Source organism: Rhabdochlamydiaceae symbiont of Dictyostelium giganteum, from assembly GCF_964291045.1.
GTDB lineage: Bacteria > Chlamydiota > Chlamydiia > Chlamydiales > Rhabdochlamydiaceae > PALSA-1444.
The window spans coordinates 1,694,599-1,713,451 of record NZ_OZ197277.1; the positions used below are offsets into that span (position 1 = coordinate 1,694,599).

General features: G+C 37.8%; 13 protein-coding genes and 1 tRNA gene. 3 read left to right on the forward strand and 11 right to left on the reverse strand.

Going from position 1 to position 18,853, the window contains the following annotated elements:
* Nucleotides 1-35: 35 nt before the first annotated feature.
* The gene (locus ACI7T6_RS06220) at nucleotides 36-1,103 is read left to right on the forward strand and encodes a CDP-glycerol glycerophosphotransferase family protein (RefSeq protein WP_404665514.1); all 1,068 of its coding nucleotides are present in this window, start codon (nucleotides 36-38) and stop codon (nucleotides 1,101-1,103) included.
* A 217-nt stretch (nucleotides 1,104-1,320) separates the two neighbouring features.
* Here the strand turns inward: ACI7T6_RS06220 and ACI7T6_RS06225 are convergent, their stop codons facing one another.
* The 5 genes from ACI7T6_RS06225 to ACI7T6_RS06245 form a co-directional block, all read right to left on the reverse strand.
* Nucleotides 1,321-1,536: a hypothetical protein gene (locus ACI7T6_RS06225; RefSeq protein WP_404665515.1), complete on the reverse strand. Its 216-nt coding sequence runs from the start codon at nucleotides 1,534-1,536 to the stop codon at nucleotides 1,321-1,323.
* A 273-nt stretch (nucleotides 1,537-1,809) separates the two neighbouring features.
* Nucleotides 1,810-4,491, reverse strand: coding sequence for a hypothetical protein (locus tag ACI7T6_RS06230; RefSeq protein ID WP_404665516.1), 2,682 nt, complete (start codon nucleotides 4,489-4,491; stop codon nucleotides 1,810-1,812).
* A 215-nt stretch (nucleotides 4,492-4,706) separates the two neighbouring features.
* Nucleotides 4,707-6,833, reverse strand: a complete 2,127-nt coding sequence (locus tag ACI7T6_RS06235; RefSeq protein ID WP_404665517.1) for a tetratricopeptide repeat protein — start codon at nucleotides 6,831-6,833, stop codon at nucleotides 4,707-4,709.
* Between the two features lie 515 nt (nucleotides 6,834-7,348).
* The gene (locus ACI7T6_RS06240; protein ID WP_404665518.1) at nucleotides 7,349-8,482 is read right to left on the reverse strand and encodes a rod shape-determining protein MreC; all 1,134 of its coding nucleotides are present in this window, start codon (nucleotides 8,480-8,482) and stop codon (nucleotides 7,349-7,351) included.
* A complete protein-coding gene (locus ACI7T6_RS06245) occupies nucleotides 8,479-9,669 on the reverse strand; it encodes an aromatic amino acid transaminase (RefSeq protein WP_404665519.1) in 1,191 nt (396 codons plus the stop codon). Before ACI7T6_RS06245 ends, ACI7T6_RS06240 begins: the two co-directional genes overlap by 4 nt.
* Before the next feature lie 94 nt (nucleotides 9,670-9,763).
* Between ACI7T6_RS06245 and ACI7T6_RS06250 the strand changes: the two genes are divergently transcribed.
* Nucleotides 9,764-9,836, forward strand: a tRNA-Ala gene (locus ACI7T6_RS06250).
* A 192-nt stretch (nucleotides 9,837-10,028) separates the two neighbouring features.
* Here the strand turns inward: ACI7T6_RS06250 and ACI7T6_RS06255 are convergent.
* Nucleotides 10,029-11,693, reverse strand: a complete 1,665-nt coding sequence (locus ACI7T6_RS06255; protein WP_404665520.1) for an RNA polymerase sigma factor — start codon at nucleotides 11,691-11,693, stop codon at nucleotides 10,029-10,031.
* Between the two features lie 545 nt (nucleotides 11,694-12,238).
* Between ACI7T6_RS06255 and rpsT the strand changes: the two genes are divergently transcribed.
* Nucleotides 12,239-12,526: a 30S ribosomal protein S20 gene (rpsT, locus tag ACI7T6_RS06260; protein WP_404665521.1), complete on the forward strand. Its 288-nt coding sequence runs from the start codon at nucleotides 12,239-12,241 to the stop codon at nucleotides 12,524-12,526.
* 87 nt (nucleotides 12,527-12,613) lie between these two features.
* Here the strand turns inward: rpsT and ACI7T6_RS06265 are convergent, their stop codons facing one another.
* The 5 genes from ACI7T6_RS06265 to thrS form a co-directional block, all read right to left on the reverse strand.
* Complete coding sequence (locus ACI7T6_RS06265) at nucleotides 12,614-14,041, reverse strand: ATP-dependent RecD-like DNA helicase (protein WP_404665522.1); 1,428 nt, start codon at nucleotides 14,039-14,041, stop codon at nucleotides 12,614-12,616.
* A 107-nt stretch (nucleotides 14,042-14,148) separates the two neighbouring features.
* On the reverse strand, nucleotides 14,149-14,997 hold the full coding sequence (locus ACI7T6_RS06270; RefSeq protein WP_404665523.1) for a hypothetical protein: 849 nt from the start codon (nucleotides 14,995-14,997) through the stop codon (nucleotides 14,149-14,151).
* A 385-nt stretch (nucleotides 14,998-15,382) separates the two neighbouring features.
* On the reverse strand, nucleotides 15,383-16,132 hold the full coding sequence (locus ACI7T6_RS06275) for a CT583 family protein (RefSeq protein ID WP_404665524.1): 750 nt from the start codon (nucleotides 16,130-16,132) through the stop codon (nucleotides 15,383-15,385).
* Between the two features lie 3 nt (nucleotides 16,133-16,135).
* Nucleotides 16,136-16,891, reverse strand: coding sequence for a ParA family protein (locus tag ACI7T6_RS06280; protein WP_404665525.1), 756 nt, complete (start codon nucleotides 16,889-16,891; stop codon nucleotides 16,136-16,138).
* Between the two features lies 1 nt (nucleotide 16,892).
* Entirely contained in the window at nucleotides 16,893-18,803 is a 1,911-nt protein-coding gene (gene thrS, locus ACI7T6_RS06285) for a threonine--tRNA ligase (RefSeq protein ID WP_404665526.1), read from the reverse strand.
* Nucleotides 18,804-18,853 lie beyond the last annotated feature (50 nt).

Genomic DNA, 18,853 nt, shown 5'->3' on the forward strand with positions numbered 1-18,853 from the left:
TTACTTTTCTTAAAGCACTCAGCTATAAGAAATTTATGACCTACCTACAACCTAATCCACTTTCTATCGTAGGGTATTTAGATGGAAACTACCCTCACTATTTAGACCATTTAGCCCCTCTTTGCAGCTTAATGAACTGGCCTCTTGTGATTACAGATCCTTCCATTTTTTCTCTTGCTCTTGAGCTTTATCCAGATCTTGAGGCAAGTTACATAGATCCCCTCCTTGCTCCCTTTGAAATTACAGCAAAATTTGAGACTGTTTTAACCACACTTCCTAGAGGTTTTTTTGATCAACTCTTTTTCATGGCAGAAAAGCTTCAGCAAAAGAGGGTTAAAACCGTATGGCTCCCTCATGGGAACTCTGATAAAGGGCATTTGAAAGGGTCTTTAGAGGAGCTAGCTCATGAAGAGTGCGTTCTTGTGTATGGCCAAAAAATGATTAGTCTCTTAGAGCAAAAAAATGCCCTTGCATCTATTCCTCATGTTATCCCTATTGGAAATTTTCGATCTATCTATGCAGAAAAGCATAAAACATTTTATGAACACTCTCTGACATCTAAAAGAATACCAAACTCTTTTGTCCTCTACGCCCCTACATGGAAAGATGCTGAATCTTCCAGTTCCTTTCACTATGCCTTTAAAGAGTTGATAAAACATTTAAAAGATGCTCCTTTAGTTGTTAAACTCCATCCTCATTTAGAAGAAGAAATCAGTGTGATGTGTCAAAAACTTAAATCCCCTCCTTCTGTGATATGGGTAGAAGATTTCCCCCCCATCTACCCTCTTCTTGCAAGGGCTACCCATTTGATTGGAGATTTTTCTTCGGTAGGATACGATTTCCTCACCTTTAATAGGCCGATGTTCTTTTTTAATCCTCTAAATAGGTCTCAAGAAGATTTAGGAAGAACATTGCATCATTACGGAGAGACACTATCACTTGATACCTTAGAAGAGCTTCCCCTAAAGCTCTCTCATCCTGACTATCAAAAAGAGCTCTCTTCTCTTCGCAAGGCGCTTTATGAACACACCTTTGGACCTCTTGCTGATTGGGATCACTATGCCCATCAGCTGTTAGAAAAACTTAAGCTTTTTATAGGTTAAAAAATCCACTCTCTTCTCTCTTTTGGGTAAGCTAAAAAGACTGCAATTGGGGAAGTTCTATTAAATCAGCTCACTTAAGATAAGGCATTACTCTTTCTAAAAGAGGTTAGATGGCTGAGTGAAATATGTGATAATTTGAATTGTTTTTAAGAAGAACTTTGATTTTATCAAATAAGAGAAGAAGCTCTGCCCTTAGACAAAGCTTCTTAAGTAAGAATTAATTAGAATCTGTAGATGAAGAGTCATCTTCGCAGTCGTCATCACAATCATCTGTATCTTCACTATTTACTTTTTTTACAGGTAGAGTAGTAGTATCTTCTGCATCTTCTTGAACAACAGTGGTATTAGGCGCTGCTGGAGTCGGTTCATCGGCTGACAAGTTGCATAAGCAGGTAAGTGCAAATAGCCCTAATAAAAGTTGACGACTTTTCATGTATAATCTCCATAGTTTTTGATTAGATACTGTTTTAATTAAAATAGCACAGCTCTTTTTTTAGGAAAATAAGAAAAACAATTCATATTAAATGAAAAACAAAGCACTTTATTTGGCTTTCTGACTATTTCAGATGAATATCCTCCGTTTTCTTACCCCCCTTTTTTTCACATTCTACACATTTTTATTTGAAACGCCATATTTTTTTATTTTTTAGATGAAAGGGCATGTGTTCTCTATTAAAAAAATAGATCTCAGCAAAAATCCCTCATCTTAGAAGGGGCTATGAAAAGGAAACCCTAGCCCCCCAAACCCTTCGTCCGATAGATAGAGATGGACGATGTAACGATGAATTAGCTTCTGGAAATTTTCAGCTCCCTGAAGAGGGCCTTCAGATCTCTTCATTCCATTACTCACTAATTCCCTATTATAATAAATCGCCTTCTCTAACTGCTTAGCTGCCTCAATAAGATCTTCCTTAGTCCCTAGTTCACAATACGCCTCCGCCCATAATGCGTAAGCTGTGGCTAAAATATGCCTTTGATCTGATGATTCATAAATGGCTCTTTTAAAAAATACGCCTGCACTTCTAGCTTGAATCTTTGCTTTATCACGGTCGTTATTAAGCCGGCTTTTAGCTAATTCTATTTTGCCATAAATGACATCAAACTCTCCGCGTCTACGATGAGCGCCGGTAATTTTTCTTAGAGTCTCAATGTTTGTAATGCAGTCATCAATTTTGTCTTCTAATTCCTTGCTAGGTTTTTGCTTTTTATCCATACCTCGTACTTTCTCATAATAGATTCTCAAAAGCTTAGGCCATGCATAAGGTTCTTGATGTTGATTCATCCCATACGCTTTGTGATAATATATTTTCAAAAGCTGAAACCAACAATATTGTTGATGAAAGGAGTCTGTTGAATCGTTAATGAGCTGAATATAGGTTTCTTCTGCCCTTTTATATTCTTGTTTTTCTAGCAAAATCCAACCTATGCCCTGTCTTTTTAATAGGAGATTTTCATCAAACTTGTCTGCTAAAGGGGAAAAAATTCTATTCTTCTGTTGTTGTTCTGCATGACTCTTAGACAGAGTGTGATTGATATTTGATAACTCTATTGCATATTGAAAAAAAATTTCCGCAAGTTCAATCTTATTCTGAAAAAATTCAGTTTTTCCTCTATAGTGAGCATACTTAACCTTTACAGAATTAATAAATTTATTAAATTTAATTTGTTGATCTTGAGAAAGCTCTTGCACACTTTTTAAGTAATGAATTTTACAAAGCCCTGCATAAATTTCTTGAAGAGAGCTCTCTGCCTTGTAAACTTGATTCAACTGAAGGAGTTTATTAGCTTGTAATAAGTGAAAAAACAAATTGTTTTCAATGTCTTTAACGGAAAAATTTTGATCGATTTTTTTGATCACATTGTCATTCAATTTTATCGATGAGTAAAATCTATTGTCCATCTGAGTTGATTTTAAAAAAGTCCAATTTTGATCTGACATGGATTCAGGATCAACATAAGTGTCTTCTATCTTTCTAGAAAACTGTTCAGATAAATGGATTTTGTCTCCATTTTTATATTTAATTAACTCAAGGAATTCTAAAAATCGGTATAAATTATCAAATCGCTCTCTTTCACTCTTGTCTTTAACTATAAATTTTCTCCATTTAGAAAAATCATCTTTAGAAAGGGAGGTTGGACTGACCCAAGCCAAAAAGCTAAGTAACTCTCTAAAAAAGGGGTCTTGCTTTTCTAAATAGCTAATAATAGAGGTGTTTTCTGAGCCCTTCATGATGGCATTTTCCCAAAAATCAAGAGCCTTCTTTAACTGAGTAAAAGAAACCTCATTTTTTAAATTGCCTCTGCTGCAATCCCATCTTATCAATTTTGCAATTTGCCGAAGGGTCGAAGGGTTATTTAACTGTTTTTTATCGATCAACTGCCGTATTTTTAATGAAATTTCATCGGGTAGGGAGAAAATCCCTAAAGCGTGGGTAAAAATAGAAGCAGCTTCTTGAGAAGTCAGGCTATCTTTTGTAATTTTAAAGTGCTTAAAATTTTCCATTACAGATATGGATTCTTTATTAAAAAGTTTATTTTGAACTTCTTCATCCTCTTCTTCTCTTGTCAAAAGAATCTGCCCTTTCAAATCACTCTTTGCTCTTGTAAAAATTTCTCTTAAAAAGATCATCCCTTTGTTGTCTAAATCGATGGGACCTTTGGGAAATTCATCTATGATCAATAAAAAGTTTGGCCTATTAGACAACGCTTTTTGAATATCTACGATCAATTGATCAAAATTTTTATTTTCAATCCCCAATTCCGCGCCAAATATTTCAATTTTAAGCCGGATGTTCTCTTCTTCCTCAGAAAAATCAAACCATTTGATAACAATATTTTCTATCTTTTTACTGGGCATTGTTTTTTGATAATTCAGTGCATATTCTAAGGCGATAGTCGATTTTCCTATGCCAGGTGGGCCGCTGATTTCTATTGCCTTCAAAGATGTTGTAATCGAATCAAAAAGATTTTCGAGCTTTTTTGTTGAAAGCCGAGGAATAATATCTTCTGGAAGTTGCTCATGTAATACAATATCACTTACCTTATCATCAAAAAAATGGGTGAAGGTTTTATTATGCTCGATAATTTTATTTACGACCGTACTAACTCCAGCACTTAATATAATCACAAATAAAGTTTCTGCCATACGGCGAATGGTGTGGCTGACTCCCTCCGAGCTTTTTTCATTTTTTGATTGATCATCTTGCTGAGAAGAGGGCGGTGTTGTCATATAAGAAGCTCTACCCAAACTATGCCCTTTCTCTCTAAAAGAGCTTTGATGAAAAACGGGATTAGCAAAAGGTAAAATTCTTTGATGGAAACGGAATGTATTTTGAAGTGGATGGATTTTAGGTAAAAGAAATCCAGAACTCAAGAAATGTATTTTCATGTACTCATCCTTTATTTTTAATTACTTTAAAATTAAAAAAAATGTTGATTTTCTATATTCATTAATCAATTCACTAATAAAAACTAATTTATCGTATAGTTGATTACCATCAAAAAATACTAAACAGTCATAATTCTCATCTCTCTAGCTTGCAATTTAGAGTCTTCACTTTTATGCATTCTTTATAGAAATTCAAACACTTATGAATTAATTTTTTAAATATGGCTATTGTGATCCCCTCTTTTCTCCTTTTCTAAAGATCCTGCTAAATAGGCACAATGGCTCATCGTTTGATGAATTTTTTTCACTAAGGTGTCTGCTGAACCTAATAATTTATTTGAGATATAAAACGCCTTTTTTAAGCTCTTTTTTGCTTTTACATAGTTTTCTAACCCTAAATATGCTTTTCCTATTTCAAAGAAAATCACGGCTTGTCTTGGATGGGTTGTATGCAATACAGACTGAGCTTGTAACGCTTTTTCTAATGTTTCTATCCCTTTTATATAATTTCTTCTTAAGCAATAAATCGATCCTAACCTCAAATAAGATACGCTATAAAAAGGGTGCAGGGAAACAGCTGAGATCTCACTGGCATTTTTAATCATCTGATTCATCAGATCAATTGATTCCCTATAATGATCTTCTTTTAAAAACATCATAGACCTGACTAATATCATTTTGATTAAGAGATCAAGGTAATGACTCTTTTCATCGATTAAATGAAAATGATGCCAAGCTTGATCCCAATACTTACCTGCTTTTTCCATTTGATATGCCGCGATCATGCATTGCGTAAGAGAAAGAAATATTTCCACTTTCCATTCTAGAGAAAGTACTTCATTAAGAGCTTTTTGTAAAAATACAGCCCCCTCACTTCCCTTTCCTAAAACTGTGTATAAAATGCCCTTCACTAAGGTAATAGGACAATCCAACTCATCTCTAAAAATTTCTGGACTTCTAAATAAGGTAAATTTTTCAACTTGCTTAGAGAAAGGAATCAGTTGTTGATAAATAGACATATATCTATCAATATCTCCTAAAGGAATATCTTCTGATGCAGATTCCATCGCAAGATAATATTGAAGCCGTAGCTTTAAAATTTCAGTAGCGACTCTGTAGAGCTTACCTGCAGTCCCTTCTGAAAAAATGTTCTCTTCTTTTAACCGTTGAATCCGTTCAAAAATATTTCTTTCTTGCACTCCATAATAGAAACACAGACCTTCTATGCGTAGCTGAATAGCACGGTAGAACTCATACTTGATATTCATCACTCTACCTGTTGACTGAACTTTTCCTCCAAAGACCTGAAATCGATCTCCATCTCTTGTCAGAAGATGAATGGCCCGCTTTTGCCGCTCTTCATGAGTCAATTGCGCTATCTGATGAAGATAGTCATAAGTGAGCGCATGACTCCCATACACCGTTGCACAGTTTAAAATAAGCTCTGGAGAATCTCTTGTTTTCTGAAACTGCATTAACTCTTGCGAAGTGGTGATAAGGTCCATATTCCATGAAGGTGCCATTTTTCCCAGAGGTCCATCTAGTGTAAATCCTTTTTTTATCTCTTCTAAATTTTGGATCTCTTTGATATTCAGTTCAATCAGAGGGGTTTCTCCTAACAAAAGAATTTGATGATGGATCCAATCAGAAACTTTGACAAACTGCAATTTTTCTACTTCATTTAAAGATCGATGCGTCAAAATAACAAATTCAAGATCTGAGTAAGGTGTTTGTTCCCCTCTTGCAAGAGAGCCTAATGCGGTAAATGCATATTCACAATAAGGAATTTCAAGATGGATTAAGGCGTCTTGAATCATTAAGCGTATCAGCTCCATGAAATCATTTGAGATTTCCTGATAAAGCTTTTTGATATCGTAAGAAGGTTGATGAACCAGCTCTTTTGCTTTTTTCCTTATTTCTCTAAGGGTATTTTTATAGATATCAGTCTTAAGAGAAGAAAATCCTGGATTTTCTAAAGAACAGTGAAAATAGAGGTTACACTCATCATAAACTCTCCATGAATCAAATCCCGTAAGAACATTTAAAGCAACTTGAACCCCAATTTTCTGAAAATGGTTGAGGTGGGGTTTATCTTGAAGAATATTTTTCAGCTTTTTAATCGTGCTATTTTTTTTAAACTCTTTCTCAGGAGAAGTAACCTGTAAAGTGAGAATATTGCTATCTAAAATGGCTAACTTAGGGTATGGATCTATTTTTTCTTTAGAATGAGCTGGGCTCTCTTTTTCTTGCCAGCGCTCTATAATTTTTCCAAGAGCTTTATCCCTATTAAAAGTTTTAATAAAATACGTTCTCTTTTGCGAGAAACATTCTTTCGTTAGCAAAAAAATATTTTTTATAAAAATAGGAAGGCTTCGAGATAAATAAGGATAGCTGTTAGATTGAAGAGAAGGGTCTCTCTCTTGTAAAGAGCCCTCATAAAAGAAAGAATATGTTTTACCGAATATTCTCATATTAAAAATAATCTAATTTTTTTTAATTAAACATCCATTTTACTTCATTATACTCTATTAATAATAATGCAATTACATTTTTATTTAAAATATTCTAAAATTTCTACCCTATTTTTATTCAATTAAAAAGATCTCCGTTTTTTTGATTCCACCTCTTTCCCTATTTTAGAATTTTCAATTTAGAAAAATGGAAAATAAGGGATAAAAAATTCAGGTTTCTTTATGGATTGCAAATATGCATATTAATCTCAGACATCATAAAGAAGCACCTGAACATGCACAAAAAGCTGCATCAATCAAAGAGGCGACATTAGAGAAAAACTATTGCTATATAGCTCATAGCCACTGAAGGGTACCTTCGCATCGTTTAGCTGAAAAGATGAGAACTAGTGATTTTCTTTTTCAGATAAAGCAGGAAGAACCGTGACAAAACTGAGCTCATCAAAATCGTGAATAAACGACTCAATCTCTGCCTCATAAAAGCATTTACCTTCTTGAAGAGGATACACTTTGCGCACAGCCCCGACTTTAAGCCCTGATGGAAACAAGCTATCTAGCCCCGTTGTGATAATGACATCTCCTTCTGTGATTAAAGAAATACCTTTTTCATCATGACTTAACGCTTTACCGGTTCTTAAATCTCTTGAAGGCCCCTCTTCATCAGGAAAATCGCAATTAAACCCTGTCCCTTTTAAAACGCTACCCCGGGTTTTCATTTGAGGGGAGTGAGATCCTTTAAGCTCTCCTTTAGCAAGATAGGCAGTATAATCTGCGTGAGAAAATGACGATAAAAATTGCTCTGCAAATTGATAGATTTTAGAAGCTGTGTCTTCTTTTTCATGAGAGGCAAGATTCATGAGCGATTGTCTGACTTCCTGAAGCGCAATTTTTTTCTGCGCGCTTCCCCTGATCACCCGGATAGAGGCTGTCACTCCTGGATCTGTGACAAGTCTTACCCGGCTTCTTGTCTCTCCTACATGATCAATGATCCCAACAACTGTTGTCCCTACAACAACCGGGCTATTCCTAGTCACAAGAGGGGTTTGTAAAATGCGGTTTGTAGCTTCTCCCACATTAATCCAAAGAGAGCTTTTCCAAGCGGAGCTTTCTCTATAAATAATTCTTGCCGTAATGGCGTGAGAATAGAGCTCTAGCTGCTGAAACAGCTCTTCTTTTCTCCGTTTTAAATAATCACTTGTGACAGGTCTACTCTTCAGTTCAGCTAGCTGCTCTTCTTTAAGCTCATGCAGCTTAATCTCTGACTGCAGAAATTCCAATTTCGCTTTTAGCTGATAGTTTTCAAGCCTCACCATTTCAAGCTCTTTAATGGCATATTCTGTATTAGATAGCCTTTGAGAGGGGAGAGTCCCCAGCACTTTTTTCATTTGAGAGGCGTATCTCCACACCCCAGAGGTAACACCTACTGCTGCACATCGCATGGAGCTTGTGGTATTCTCAGGTAAGCTTAAAGAGGTGAGAAGAATACAAGAGAGAATCCAATATCCATATTGCTTTGTCATAAGAGATGTAGTGCCTTTACCATAGCGTGAATGTTCTTAGAGTTTAACCCTGCAAGATTTATTCTACCATCGAAAGTCATGTAAATGCCGTAAAGTTGTTGCAATTTTAACACCTCTTGAGAATTCAGTCCTGTTAATCCAAACATTCCGTGCCCTCTTAAAAGGTGAGAAAAATCTCTCCCTCCTTTTGTAGTCTCTTCTACAAGTAAAGTACGCATATCTTGGATTCTCTCGCGCATCTCTCTCACTTCTTGAACCCAGAGGCTTTTTAACGAAGGGGTCCGTAAAATCTGCTCTACAAGCATAGCCCCATGCCGAGGGGGATTTGAGTAGAGAACTCTAGCTTGTACCTTAAGCTGAGATAACACATGACGCGCTTCTTTTTCCCCTCTTGTGATGACAAATAAAGAGCCTACTCTCTCTGAGTAAAGCGCAAAGTTTTTTGAATAAGAAGAGGCCACCATAAACTCAAGCCCCTCCTCTAAAAGTGACCGAATCAAAAAGGTGTCTTCATTAAGACTTTTTCCAAGTCCTTGATAAGCGAGATCCACGAGTACGAGCAGCTCTTTTTCTTTAATCTTCTTTAAAATGCAGTCCCATTCTGCTAAAGAAAAATCCATTCCTGTAGGGTTATGACAGCAGCCGTGAAGAAGGAAAAGAGATCCAGGGGAAAGAGCGTCCATCCCTGCTAACATGGAGGGCATATCTACAGTGTGATGAGTACTATTATAATAAGAAAATGTCTCTACAGGATATCTGCACTGCTGAAATATCGCTAAGTGATTGGGCCATGTTGGAAGTGGTATTGCAACTCCCCTCTTGGGGCTTTTCTTTAAGAGCTCAGCTATCATTCTAATGCCAGCAGTTCCTCCTGGTACTTGAAGAGCTGCTATACGGTGAGCGTGTTCTTCATATAAGGGTGATCCAAAGATCAGGCGGCCTGTCTCTTGAAGATAGTTATGACTTCCTTGAATGGGAAGATATGTTTTAGTTGTTTCCTCTAGCAGCAATATTTTTTCTGCAAGCTTAACAGATTCTAGAATAGGCGTTTCAAGAAAGGCATTACGGTATAGCCCGATGCTTAAATCCATTTTCTCTTCCCTTAGGTCATTTTGAAAGTCTACTTGCAGCTGAAAAATAGGATCAGACGGGGCTAAAGGCATTTGATCGAAAAAAAAGTGTTTCATATTTTGAGATATAAAACTTTTCTATAAACTCATCAAGAAGTGGTTTTCTATTGCAAATTCTTCAACTGCTAGTTTACAATGTGGCCCTTATCATGGGGTGTTAGCTCAGTTGGTAGAGCGCAACAATGGCATTGTTGAGGCCAGCGGTTCGATCCCGCTACACTCCATTCTCTGATTTCCTATTCTATTAAAATCCTATCCCTTCAAATAGACACGTGATTGAGCCGTTTTGGGCATGCAAAAAACCTGGAATTAAAAAAAATAGTTTTATAGGATAATCAGAAAATACAAAATGTTTTAGAGGATAAAAAAGACAACAAGAGCACCTTGGATGTCAAGGTGCTCTTGTTTAAGAATCATTATTCGCTTTCAGAGAGCGTAAGAAAAGCTTGAAGCTGCTTTGAACGGGTCGGGTGACGCATTTTACGCAGCGCTTTAGCCTCGATTTGCCGCACCCTTTCACGGGTCACTTTAAACCGAACGCCCACTTCTTCTAGAGTTTTAGGTTTTCCGTCTGAAAGACCAAATCTTTCAATCAGAACCGTTTGCTCTCTATCGGTAAGTGAAGATAACACTTCGCTCATCTTATCTTTTAAGATCGAATACCCTGTTGCCTCTGAAGGAGACTCTGTTGAGGTGTCTTCTAAAAAGTCCCCAAACTGACTCTCTCCGCCATCCCCTACTTCTGCTTGAAGCGAGATGGGGTGTTGAGCGATCTTGTAGATTTCCCGGATACGATCAGGCGTAAGTCCAAGTTCTGCTGCAAGCTCTTCTGGAGTTGGCTCTCGCCCTGTTTCCATCATGAGTTTTTTAGCACCTCTTAGCACTTTATTGATCGTTTCAATCATATGCACAGGAATACGGATCGTTCTGGCTTGATCAGCAATGGCTCTTGTGACAGCTTGTCTAATCCACCATGTTGCATAGGTTGAGAATTTATATCCTCTGCGGTATTCAAATTTCTCAACAGCCTTCATGAGACCCATGTTTCCTTCTTGAATTAAATCTAAGAAAGAAAGACCTCTATTGGTGTATTTCTTTGCAATCGAGATCACAAGACGGAGGTTAGATTCCACCATTTCCCGTTTAGCTTCTTGGCTCTTATCCATCCACCTTTGAAGCATCCGGACATCTTTTTTAAACTCATCAAGTGTTCTTCCAGCAGCAAGTTCTCGTTTAGAGAGCTTTCTTTGGACAGCTAAGAGTTTAGATGCTGCAAATTTGTTTTTTTCAGCACGAGGTGTTAACTCCCCAATCTCTTTCTCTAAGAGTAAAAATCTGTCATACCCTGTCATGATCACTTCGCCAAAATCTTCAATGATGTTGTGACGAATGTGAATCTGTCTTAAGTAAGCTTGCGTTCTAATGCGGCATTTTTCAATGTCTTCTAGAATTTTGGCTTTATCACTTTTCTTAAGCTCTGGGTTTCTTAGCTCAAGGAGATAATTTTCCAGAAGCTTGTCTTCTTGCTTAAGAAGAGAAGAGAGTTTAGGAATCATCGCAATGAAGGCGTTTTTATCCCCAATCTCTTTTTCTGAAATCACCTTATCAAATCGCTCTTTGTTGGTGATGAGATAGTTAACAATTGAAATTGCTTCTCTCGTCGAATAACGAAAACGCATGATAATCCGCTCAATTTGGATTTGCGCTTTTTCGATCCGTTTAGAAATCTCCACTTCCTCTTCCCGGGTAAGCAAAGGAACCGAGCCCATTTCCTTGAGATACATTCTCACAGGGTCGTCAGATGTTCCCTCAACTTTTTTGGGAAGCCCTTCAAGTTCCTTGGCCTCTTTTTTTCGCTCTTTTTGTCGTTCAACTTCGACTTGATTGAGGATTTGGATATCCATGCCGCTCAAAAAGATCAAAACTTGATCAATCTGCTCAGCAGAGTCAAAGTTCATCGGCAAGATTTCATTGATTTCTTCGTAGGTTACGTAACCTTGCTCTTTTGCAAGAGCGACGAGTTCTTCAATTTTTTGCTGATGTTGCTGGGTAAAAACCGTAGAAAAATTTCCCTTATTCATGTGATAACTAATAGAATTCTCTTTCTAAGTAAGACAGTGTTTTTGAATGAATGCTCGACTAATGGATGGCAAGCTCAACTACGCTAGCCAACCTTAGATTAATAAAATTATACCATATATTGAGATCCAACACCATCTGAAAAAGCAAATTTCTCAAATTCCCGTTAAAAAACCTCATTCTCCTGCAAAAGAAGGGTGCATACAGGAAGGGAAAAAAGAATTATTTTTGAAATTCACGCCCTCCCTTTTGATCAAAAATAAAACGTTTTTAAAGAAAAAACCGGTGATGATGTGATGCACAATCTGATTAAATGGCGCCTCAAGTCTCTTTATGCCTCCCTTTTTCCAGGTCTGCTGCTGCTAAGATTTCATGTAAAGCGGCTTGACATTTTCTTCCTCTCTTCTTCTATGAAATCCCGGTTGTTTTTTTTCTAAAATCCAAAAAATAAAAGCATAATTTCAAGGAAACGGGGAAGAGGCATTGAATTTAAACCTGAATAAACCCATAATTGATCTCTTTATAAGTACAAGGGACTTTCCATATTATGGCAGAAGCAAAAAAAGGTGCAGCAAAGAAAAAAATCTCTTCTGCGCAAAAACGAGAAAAACAAAACGAAAAAAGACGTTTAGAAAATAGAAGCTTTAAGTCGACAGTAAGAACTGCAATTCGTTCTTACGAAACTGCTTTAGCAAAAAATGATCAATCTCAATCTGAAACAGCTCTTAACCACGTTTACAGCTTAATGGATAAAGGGGTTAAAACTGGCCGCTTTACAACAAGAAAAGCTGCTAGAACAAAATCTCGTTTAACAGTTCGTCTTAAGGCTGAATAACTCACCTTAAGAGTCTCATTCAGTAAGAAAATAGTTATCCCTTTTCTAAAATCAGCCTACTGTTTCTTTGAAAGAGTAGGCCTTTTTTTATTCTGCTTCCCACCTGTTTTTTAACCCAGAACTGCGGTACGATGACACTTTAAGGGTTTTCTTAACGATCTCTTGATCTCCTAAGAGATGTATAGACTCTTTAGCTCTTGTGACAGCCGTATAGAGCATCTCTTTCCCAAACCGCTCAGATCCAGGAGGCACAAGAGCAAGAACATGAGGAAACTCACTTCCTTGGCTCTTATGTACAGATAACACATAAGAGATTTCATAAGGAGGAAGCTGTGAGCAGGAAAACCTTTTAACCTCTTTTCCAAGAGTAAATTCTGCTTCAAGAGGGGTCTCTTGTTGGATCCTTAAAAGCCCCATATCTCCGTTAGAAAGGCCAAGCGCCGCATCGTTACGTGTGATCATAATAGGAACTACTCTTTCTTTAGAAAACGTATCTTGTATCATTTGATCAATTCTTTGATTAAGAGCTTCTACTCCCCAGGGGCCTTGCCTTAACGGGGTGAGAATCACGCCTTCATGTTGATAACACTTGATGAATTGCGTGATATTTTCCCACGATAAGTTTCCCTCAAGAGAGGGCATATCCCCTCTTAAAACCGTTTGAGCCATTTCAAGGACCTCTTTCCGATCTGAGCGGTGACATTTTTTTAAGTGAGCTGTTGGAACAAGGTCAATGAGATCACAAAAAAGGCTCCCCGTCTCAACAGGAGGCAGTTGATTTCCATCTCCTAAAAACACAATGCGTTGATGATTCGGTAAACTTTTGAGTAAAAACCTCATCATTTTGGCATCAAGCATCGAAGATTCATCGACGACGATTAAATCAGCTTCTAAAAAGCTTTTTTTTATAAAAAGGTTTTGAGAGGCTCTTACCCCTAAAAGAGAGTGGAGCGTTCCACTTATATGGGCGGGGTTATTCTCTTTTAATCTAGCAGCCGCTTTTCCAGTTGGCGCTGTTAAAAGGATGCTAGCACCTTCCCCAAAGCTTTTCACAAGCTCTGAAGTGAGATAGGTTTTACCCGTTCCTGGACCCCCTTCAATGATGGAGACTTTATGTTCACGGACAAGCTCAAAAGCTGTCTTTTGCTCGCTCTCAAGCGTTGTAGAGCAAAAGGCAAGAGGCTCTTTTCCCCTCAAACGTTTTAACTCATGTAATATATCTGTTTCATACTGATAGTTTTTTTGAAGGTAAATTCTCTCATCTTGCCTTACAAGATAAGGGGATTTGATGGGTAAGGTAGATCCTTTTAAAACAAGCTGCCTCCACTCCTCTTTTTTATCATGTAAAGGAAGGGGAATAGCGTTAAGATTAAGACATAAATGCCCCTCTCTTGCTGATTGCATAACAGCTGCTAGTAAGGCAGTCTCTTCTTCTTGGCTAAGATCATGAAGAGAGGCAAAATACAAATCTAAAGGCTCAAGATAACCCTCTTTAAGAAGCGTATCAATTAACATAGGCCTCTATTATACCTCTCTAAGAAAATGCAAGGTAGTCCCTTTCACTTCTTTGGGGTCTTAAGTTCATGAAAAATCACGGGGTATTTGCTCAAGAGAGCCTTACATTAAGCCGTTTTTGTAGCTATTTTAAGGGGAAAGCTCTTGAACTGCGGCACACCTTTTTGATCTTTCCATTTCAGGATAAGCGCTTCATCTTTTAGAGCTGAAGATAAGATCCATTCCCCTTGTAATAAGAGGCATCCTCTATCTAAAGAAGAGTCTTTTTCTTGCAAAGAGGCATCTACATTTTCTAAAGAAGATCTAGATGCATAAACGATTTGATCTAAAGAAATAGGGCAGGGAACTTCAAAACGAAAAGACCCTTTTTCCCCGAGCATTGTCTTAGAAAAATAGTCATCATACTGTTTAAGGGTTACAATATGAGAGAAACTGGGGTGGGTGTAAACCTCCTTTTCCTCTTGGCCTGGATGCCTCTCACCTGTTGTCATGGATAAAAGAGAAAATCTCAATTTGATTTGAGAAGCTTTTTTTTCCCATTGGTTCACCTGATTGATTAATTGAAGCCCAAGCCATCTCTCTTTTGGACTGAAATGGATGTTTTCTAAAGCAAGAAGATCAACCCTATCCATCAGTTCATATAAAGAGCATGTCCCTGTATATAAGGGGTGAGAAATTTCTGCTTTTCCTGAATCTGTCACATGAAGAATTGATCCTTGGAAAATCTCTAACAATTTAGCGTAGGTTTTTTGATCTTGATAGGGGGCTTTGATGGCATTTTTGAGGAGTTTTGCACTGTACTCAGCCTGCCTATTTATCCAAATGAAGCGAGCAATTGCAACCGCATTAACAAGGCACACTCCAAGGAAAGTAAATCCTATGACTTTTTTTATCAGAGAAAATGGGTGAGCATACGCTCTTACATTGATGATTTTTCCAAGTCCATGAGATAGCATATAATCCTTTTAGTTAAATCCGTTTGTATTTTCGTAGCCATTCAATCGATGATAGAAATTAACGCAACTATTTTATACAAACTTAAAGCTTTTAATAAATGATAATAGTGCTTTTTGAATTTTTTAAGTGTAAAAACGGTGTATAATCCCATTTTCTAAATGTAAAATTTTAAAATATCAAAAATATCTAGAGTGTTTTTATAGAGGCAATAAAAATACGGTAGCGCTCTTTGTAAAGCTCAGGAAAGCAATTCAAGGGCCCTAGCTCATGTTAAGGATAAAAGAGCTCTTAGATCTCTTTAAAGAGGTCATGAAGGAAAGGATGTTTTAAGGAAAAAAGGGGTTATATACCCCTCGATTTTCCTCTTGATGGGGGGAGCACAAATTACAAAGTTTTCTTTTTTTGCATAAGTAGTGCTTGAATGGATTCAAGCTTCTGATCAATGAGCTGTTTTTCTTCTGCATTCGGATTAAAGTGTGATCTTTTAATCAGTTGATGCAGTTTTTGTAAAAGCGTTAACCCTTGCATCACAAGGTTTTCTCTTCTTTGATCACTCTCTTCTAAGGGGAAAAGAAGCCGAATTTGCTCTAAAAGCTCGTGTTTTGTCTCTCCTTTATAACTAGTAATAAATGCTTGCTTTTGATTCCAAGAAACGTCACGGCTAGCTAGGGTATAAACCGCCTGGCGAGGGATCTCTTCTAACTTATCTTGCAAAGAGGGAGTGAGTTTAAGATAAAATTCGTAATATTGTAAAAAATTATAGGGAGTTTGCCGGTTCCCATAAGTGGATAGAAGCCATCTGGAAAATGCTCCATCTCTATAGTTTTTTAAGATGGTTTGCGCCTTTTGAATTCTCTCACCATGCAAAATGATCGCTTGGCTTGAAATCGCTTTAATCTCAGATGTTAGGCTCGATAAGTTTTGAAAATCTTCTTCAAAGGGCTGCTTTTCCTCGGTTTGATACTCTTGTAGAAGAGTTTTTAAAACCTCTTCATCTTTATGAGAAAGCGGCTGAATTTTAAACACCCCTGAAAAACTCGAAAGATCACCTCTTGAAGAAAGTGTTGCTAACTCTCCCATCTTAGAGGATTTTTGTTTGAGTCTTGCTGAGAGTAAATCGTTGACTTTAGACATGCTTTATAACCTTTGCAGAAGTTCAGAAGATAGCTTAATAAAATCTTGCGCAGCTCGTGATTTAGGAGCTGTGTCAAAAATGGATTTTCCATAGATGCTCGATTCTGAAACAGCGACATCTCGCCGAATTTTTGTCTTAAGCATCTTTCCTGGAAAAGTCTCTTCAATCACTTCTAAGAAAGCGTCGTTACTTTTGCCTCTAGGGTTCCAAAACGAGAGAATCACGCCCAATACTTCTAATGAATGCCTTGTCCCTAAACTTTCAAGAAACTGCGAGAGCCTTTGCAGCCCTTTCACGCTATAAAACTCAGGAGTTGCCGCAATGAGGGCAAATTGCGAGGCAATTAAAGCCGATTCTGTTAACCAGCAAAGAGAGGGGGGAGTATCGATAATAATCGTATCAAACTGCTTGAGAGGTTTTAAGAGGTCTCTTAGTTTTTCATGAGAATACCTGTCAGCTGCTAAGGCCTGCGTCACTTCGACTCTTTCAAGCCAGGTGTCTGCTGCAATTAAGGAAAGCTTTGGATAGTTTGTTGAGAGTATCACCTCTTCAATCCTTTTTTTACCCTGTAAAACAGGAGCTAAACTCTCTTGAGCATCAGGGTCATATCCAAGTCCTGCAGTGAGATTTGCTTGCGCATCAAAATCAATGAGAAGAACATTTTGATCATGAAATAGAGCAAGCGCAGCTCCCAGGTTAAGAGAGGAGGACGTTTTTGCCGTTCCTCCTTTAAAGCTACTTACAGTGATAATCGGCATATTAAACCGTAAAGCTAGAGGTGAGAGATTTACTTAACTTTTCTTCATGAATCTGTTTTAAAAAGAGATCAAGAGACATTTCCCCGTGCAAAACATTATCTCTTGTTCGAAGAGAAAGCGTTTTATTTTCCATCTCTTTATCTCCAATCGTGATCATATAGTTGATTTGAAGAAGCTGAGCATTTCTCACCTTTTTATTCATTGATTCACTGCTATCATCAATATCGCAGATAAATCCAGACTCGGTGATTTTTTTCTGCATACTTAGAGCTGCATCTAGATGCCTGTCAGCAACTGTCATAATCCGGATAGGTAGCGGGCTAATCCATAGAGGGAATTTGCCGACAAAATGTTCAATGAGAATTCCAAAGAACCTCTCTACAGAGCCAAAAATGGCTCTATGAAGCATGACAGGCCGTTTTGCCAACCCGTCTTTATCCACATAGGTTAAGTCAAATTTCTCAGGAAGCGCCATATCCAGCTGCACAGTTCCACACTGCCACGATCTTCCTAGAGCATCTTTAATGTGAATATCGATTTTAGGGCCGTAAAAGGCTCCATCTCCCTCATTGATACGAAACGGTTGACCCCAATCTTCAAGCGCCTCTTTTAAGCCGCAAGTAGCTGTTTCCCAGTCTTCATCTGTTCCAATGCTATCTTTTGGCCTTGTGGAAAGCTCAAGTCTATAATCTAGGCCAAAAGTGGAATAGATCGTTTCAATCAGCTGCAATATCCCTGAAATTTCGGATTTGATATCAGAGGGTTTCATGAAAAGGTGGGCATCATCTTGATGAAATCCTCTCACACGGAAAAGCCCTGAGAGAGCGCCGGAGAATTCATGCCGGTGCACATGCCCAAATTCTGCAATTCTCATTGGAAGATCTCTATAACTTCTTGTGTGAGAGCCAAAGTAGAGCATGCATCCAGGGCAGTTCATCGGCTTAAGAGCAAACGCTTTCTCTTCAATTTCAAAGGCGTACATATTTTGACGGTAGTGAGCCCAGTGACCAGATCTTTCCCATAGCTCTTGATTCATGAGCTGCGGTGTCTTAATTTCATCATACCCAGACCCTAACATCAAATCTCTTAAGAAATCGACAAGGCGGTTCCAAATAATCATCCCCTTTGGATAGATAAACGGAATGCCTGGAGCCTCTTCTTTAAGAGAAAAAAGACCAAGTTTCGGTCCTAAAACTTTATGATCCCGCTTTTTTGCCTCTTCAAGAAGATAGAGATACTCTTTTAAGAGCTGCCGGTGAGGAAAAGAGATCCCATAAATCCGAGTTAACATGGGCTTTGTGGCGTCCCCTCTCCAGTAAGCGCCTGATGTTTTTAAGATTTTAAATGCTTTAATTTTCCCAATCCGGGCAATATGCGGACCTCTACAGAGATCAAAAAATTCCCCTTGCTCATACGCTGTAATCGGCCCTTCTTCAAATCCGTCAATGAGCTCGAGTTTAAAAGGGTTGTGTTGAAATCTTGCCTTAGCTTCTTCTTTATCTTGAAAAAGGTACCGCTTAGGAATGTGATTTTCATTTAAAATGTTGTTCACTTCTTTTTCAATTGTCTCAAAGTCTGCATCGGTAATAGAAAGATTGGCAAAATCGTAATAGAACCCATTTTCAATGGCTGGACCAATGGTTGGCTTGGCCTCTGGCCAGAGTCTTAAAACAGCTTGCGCTAGCACATGAGCAGAAGTGTGCCAGAAAATTTCTTTTCCAAGTAAAGAGTCAAAAGCAATGAGCTCTAAATCATCACCTAATTGAACAGCTGTATCAATATCCAAGAGCGTCCCATTGATTTTAACAGCAAGGGCTTGATCAGGACTATTTAGATGAAGTCTTTCGACAATATCTTTTACAGACTGATCTTGTTCTAAATTGATAGACTTTCCATTCAAAGTGATTGACATACATTTCCTAAGACATAAGGTTTTTTCTAGTTTAAGGGAAAAAATGAAAA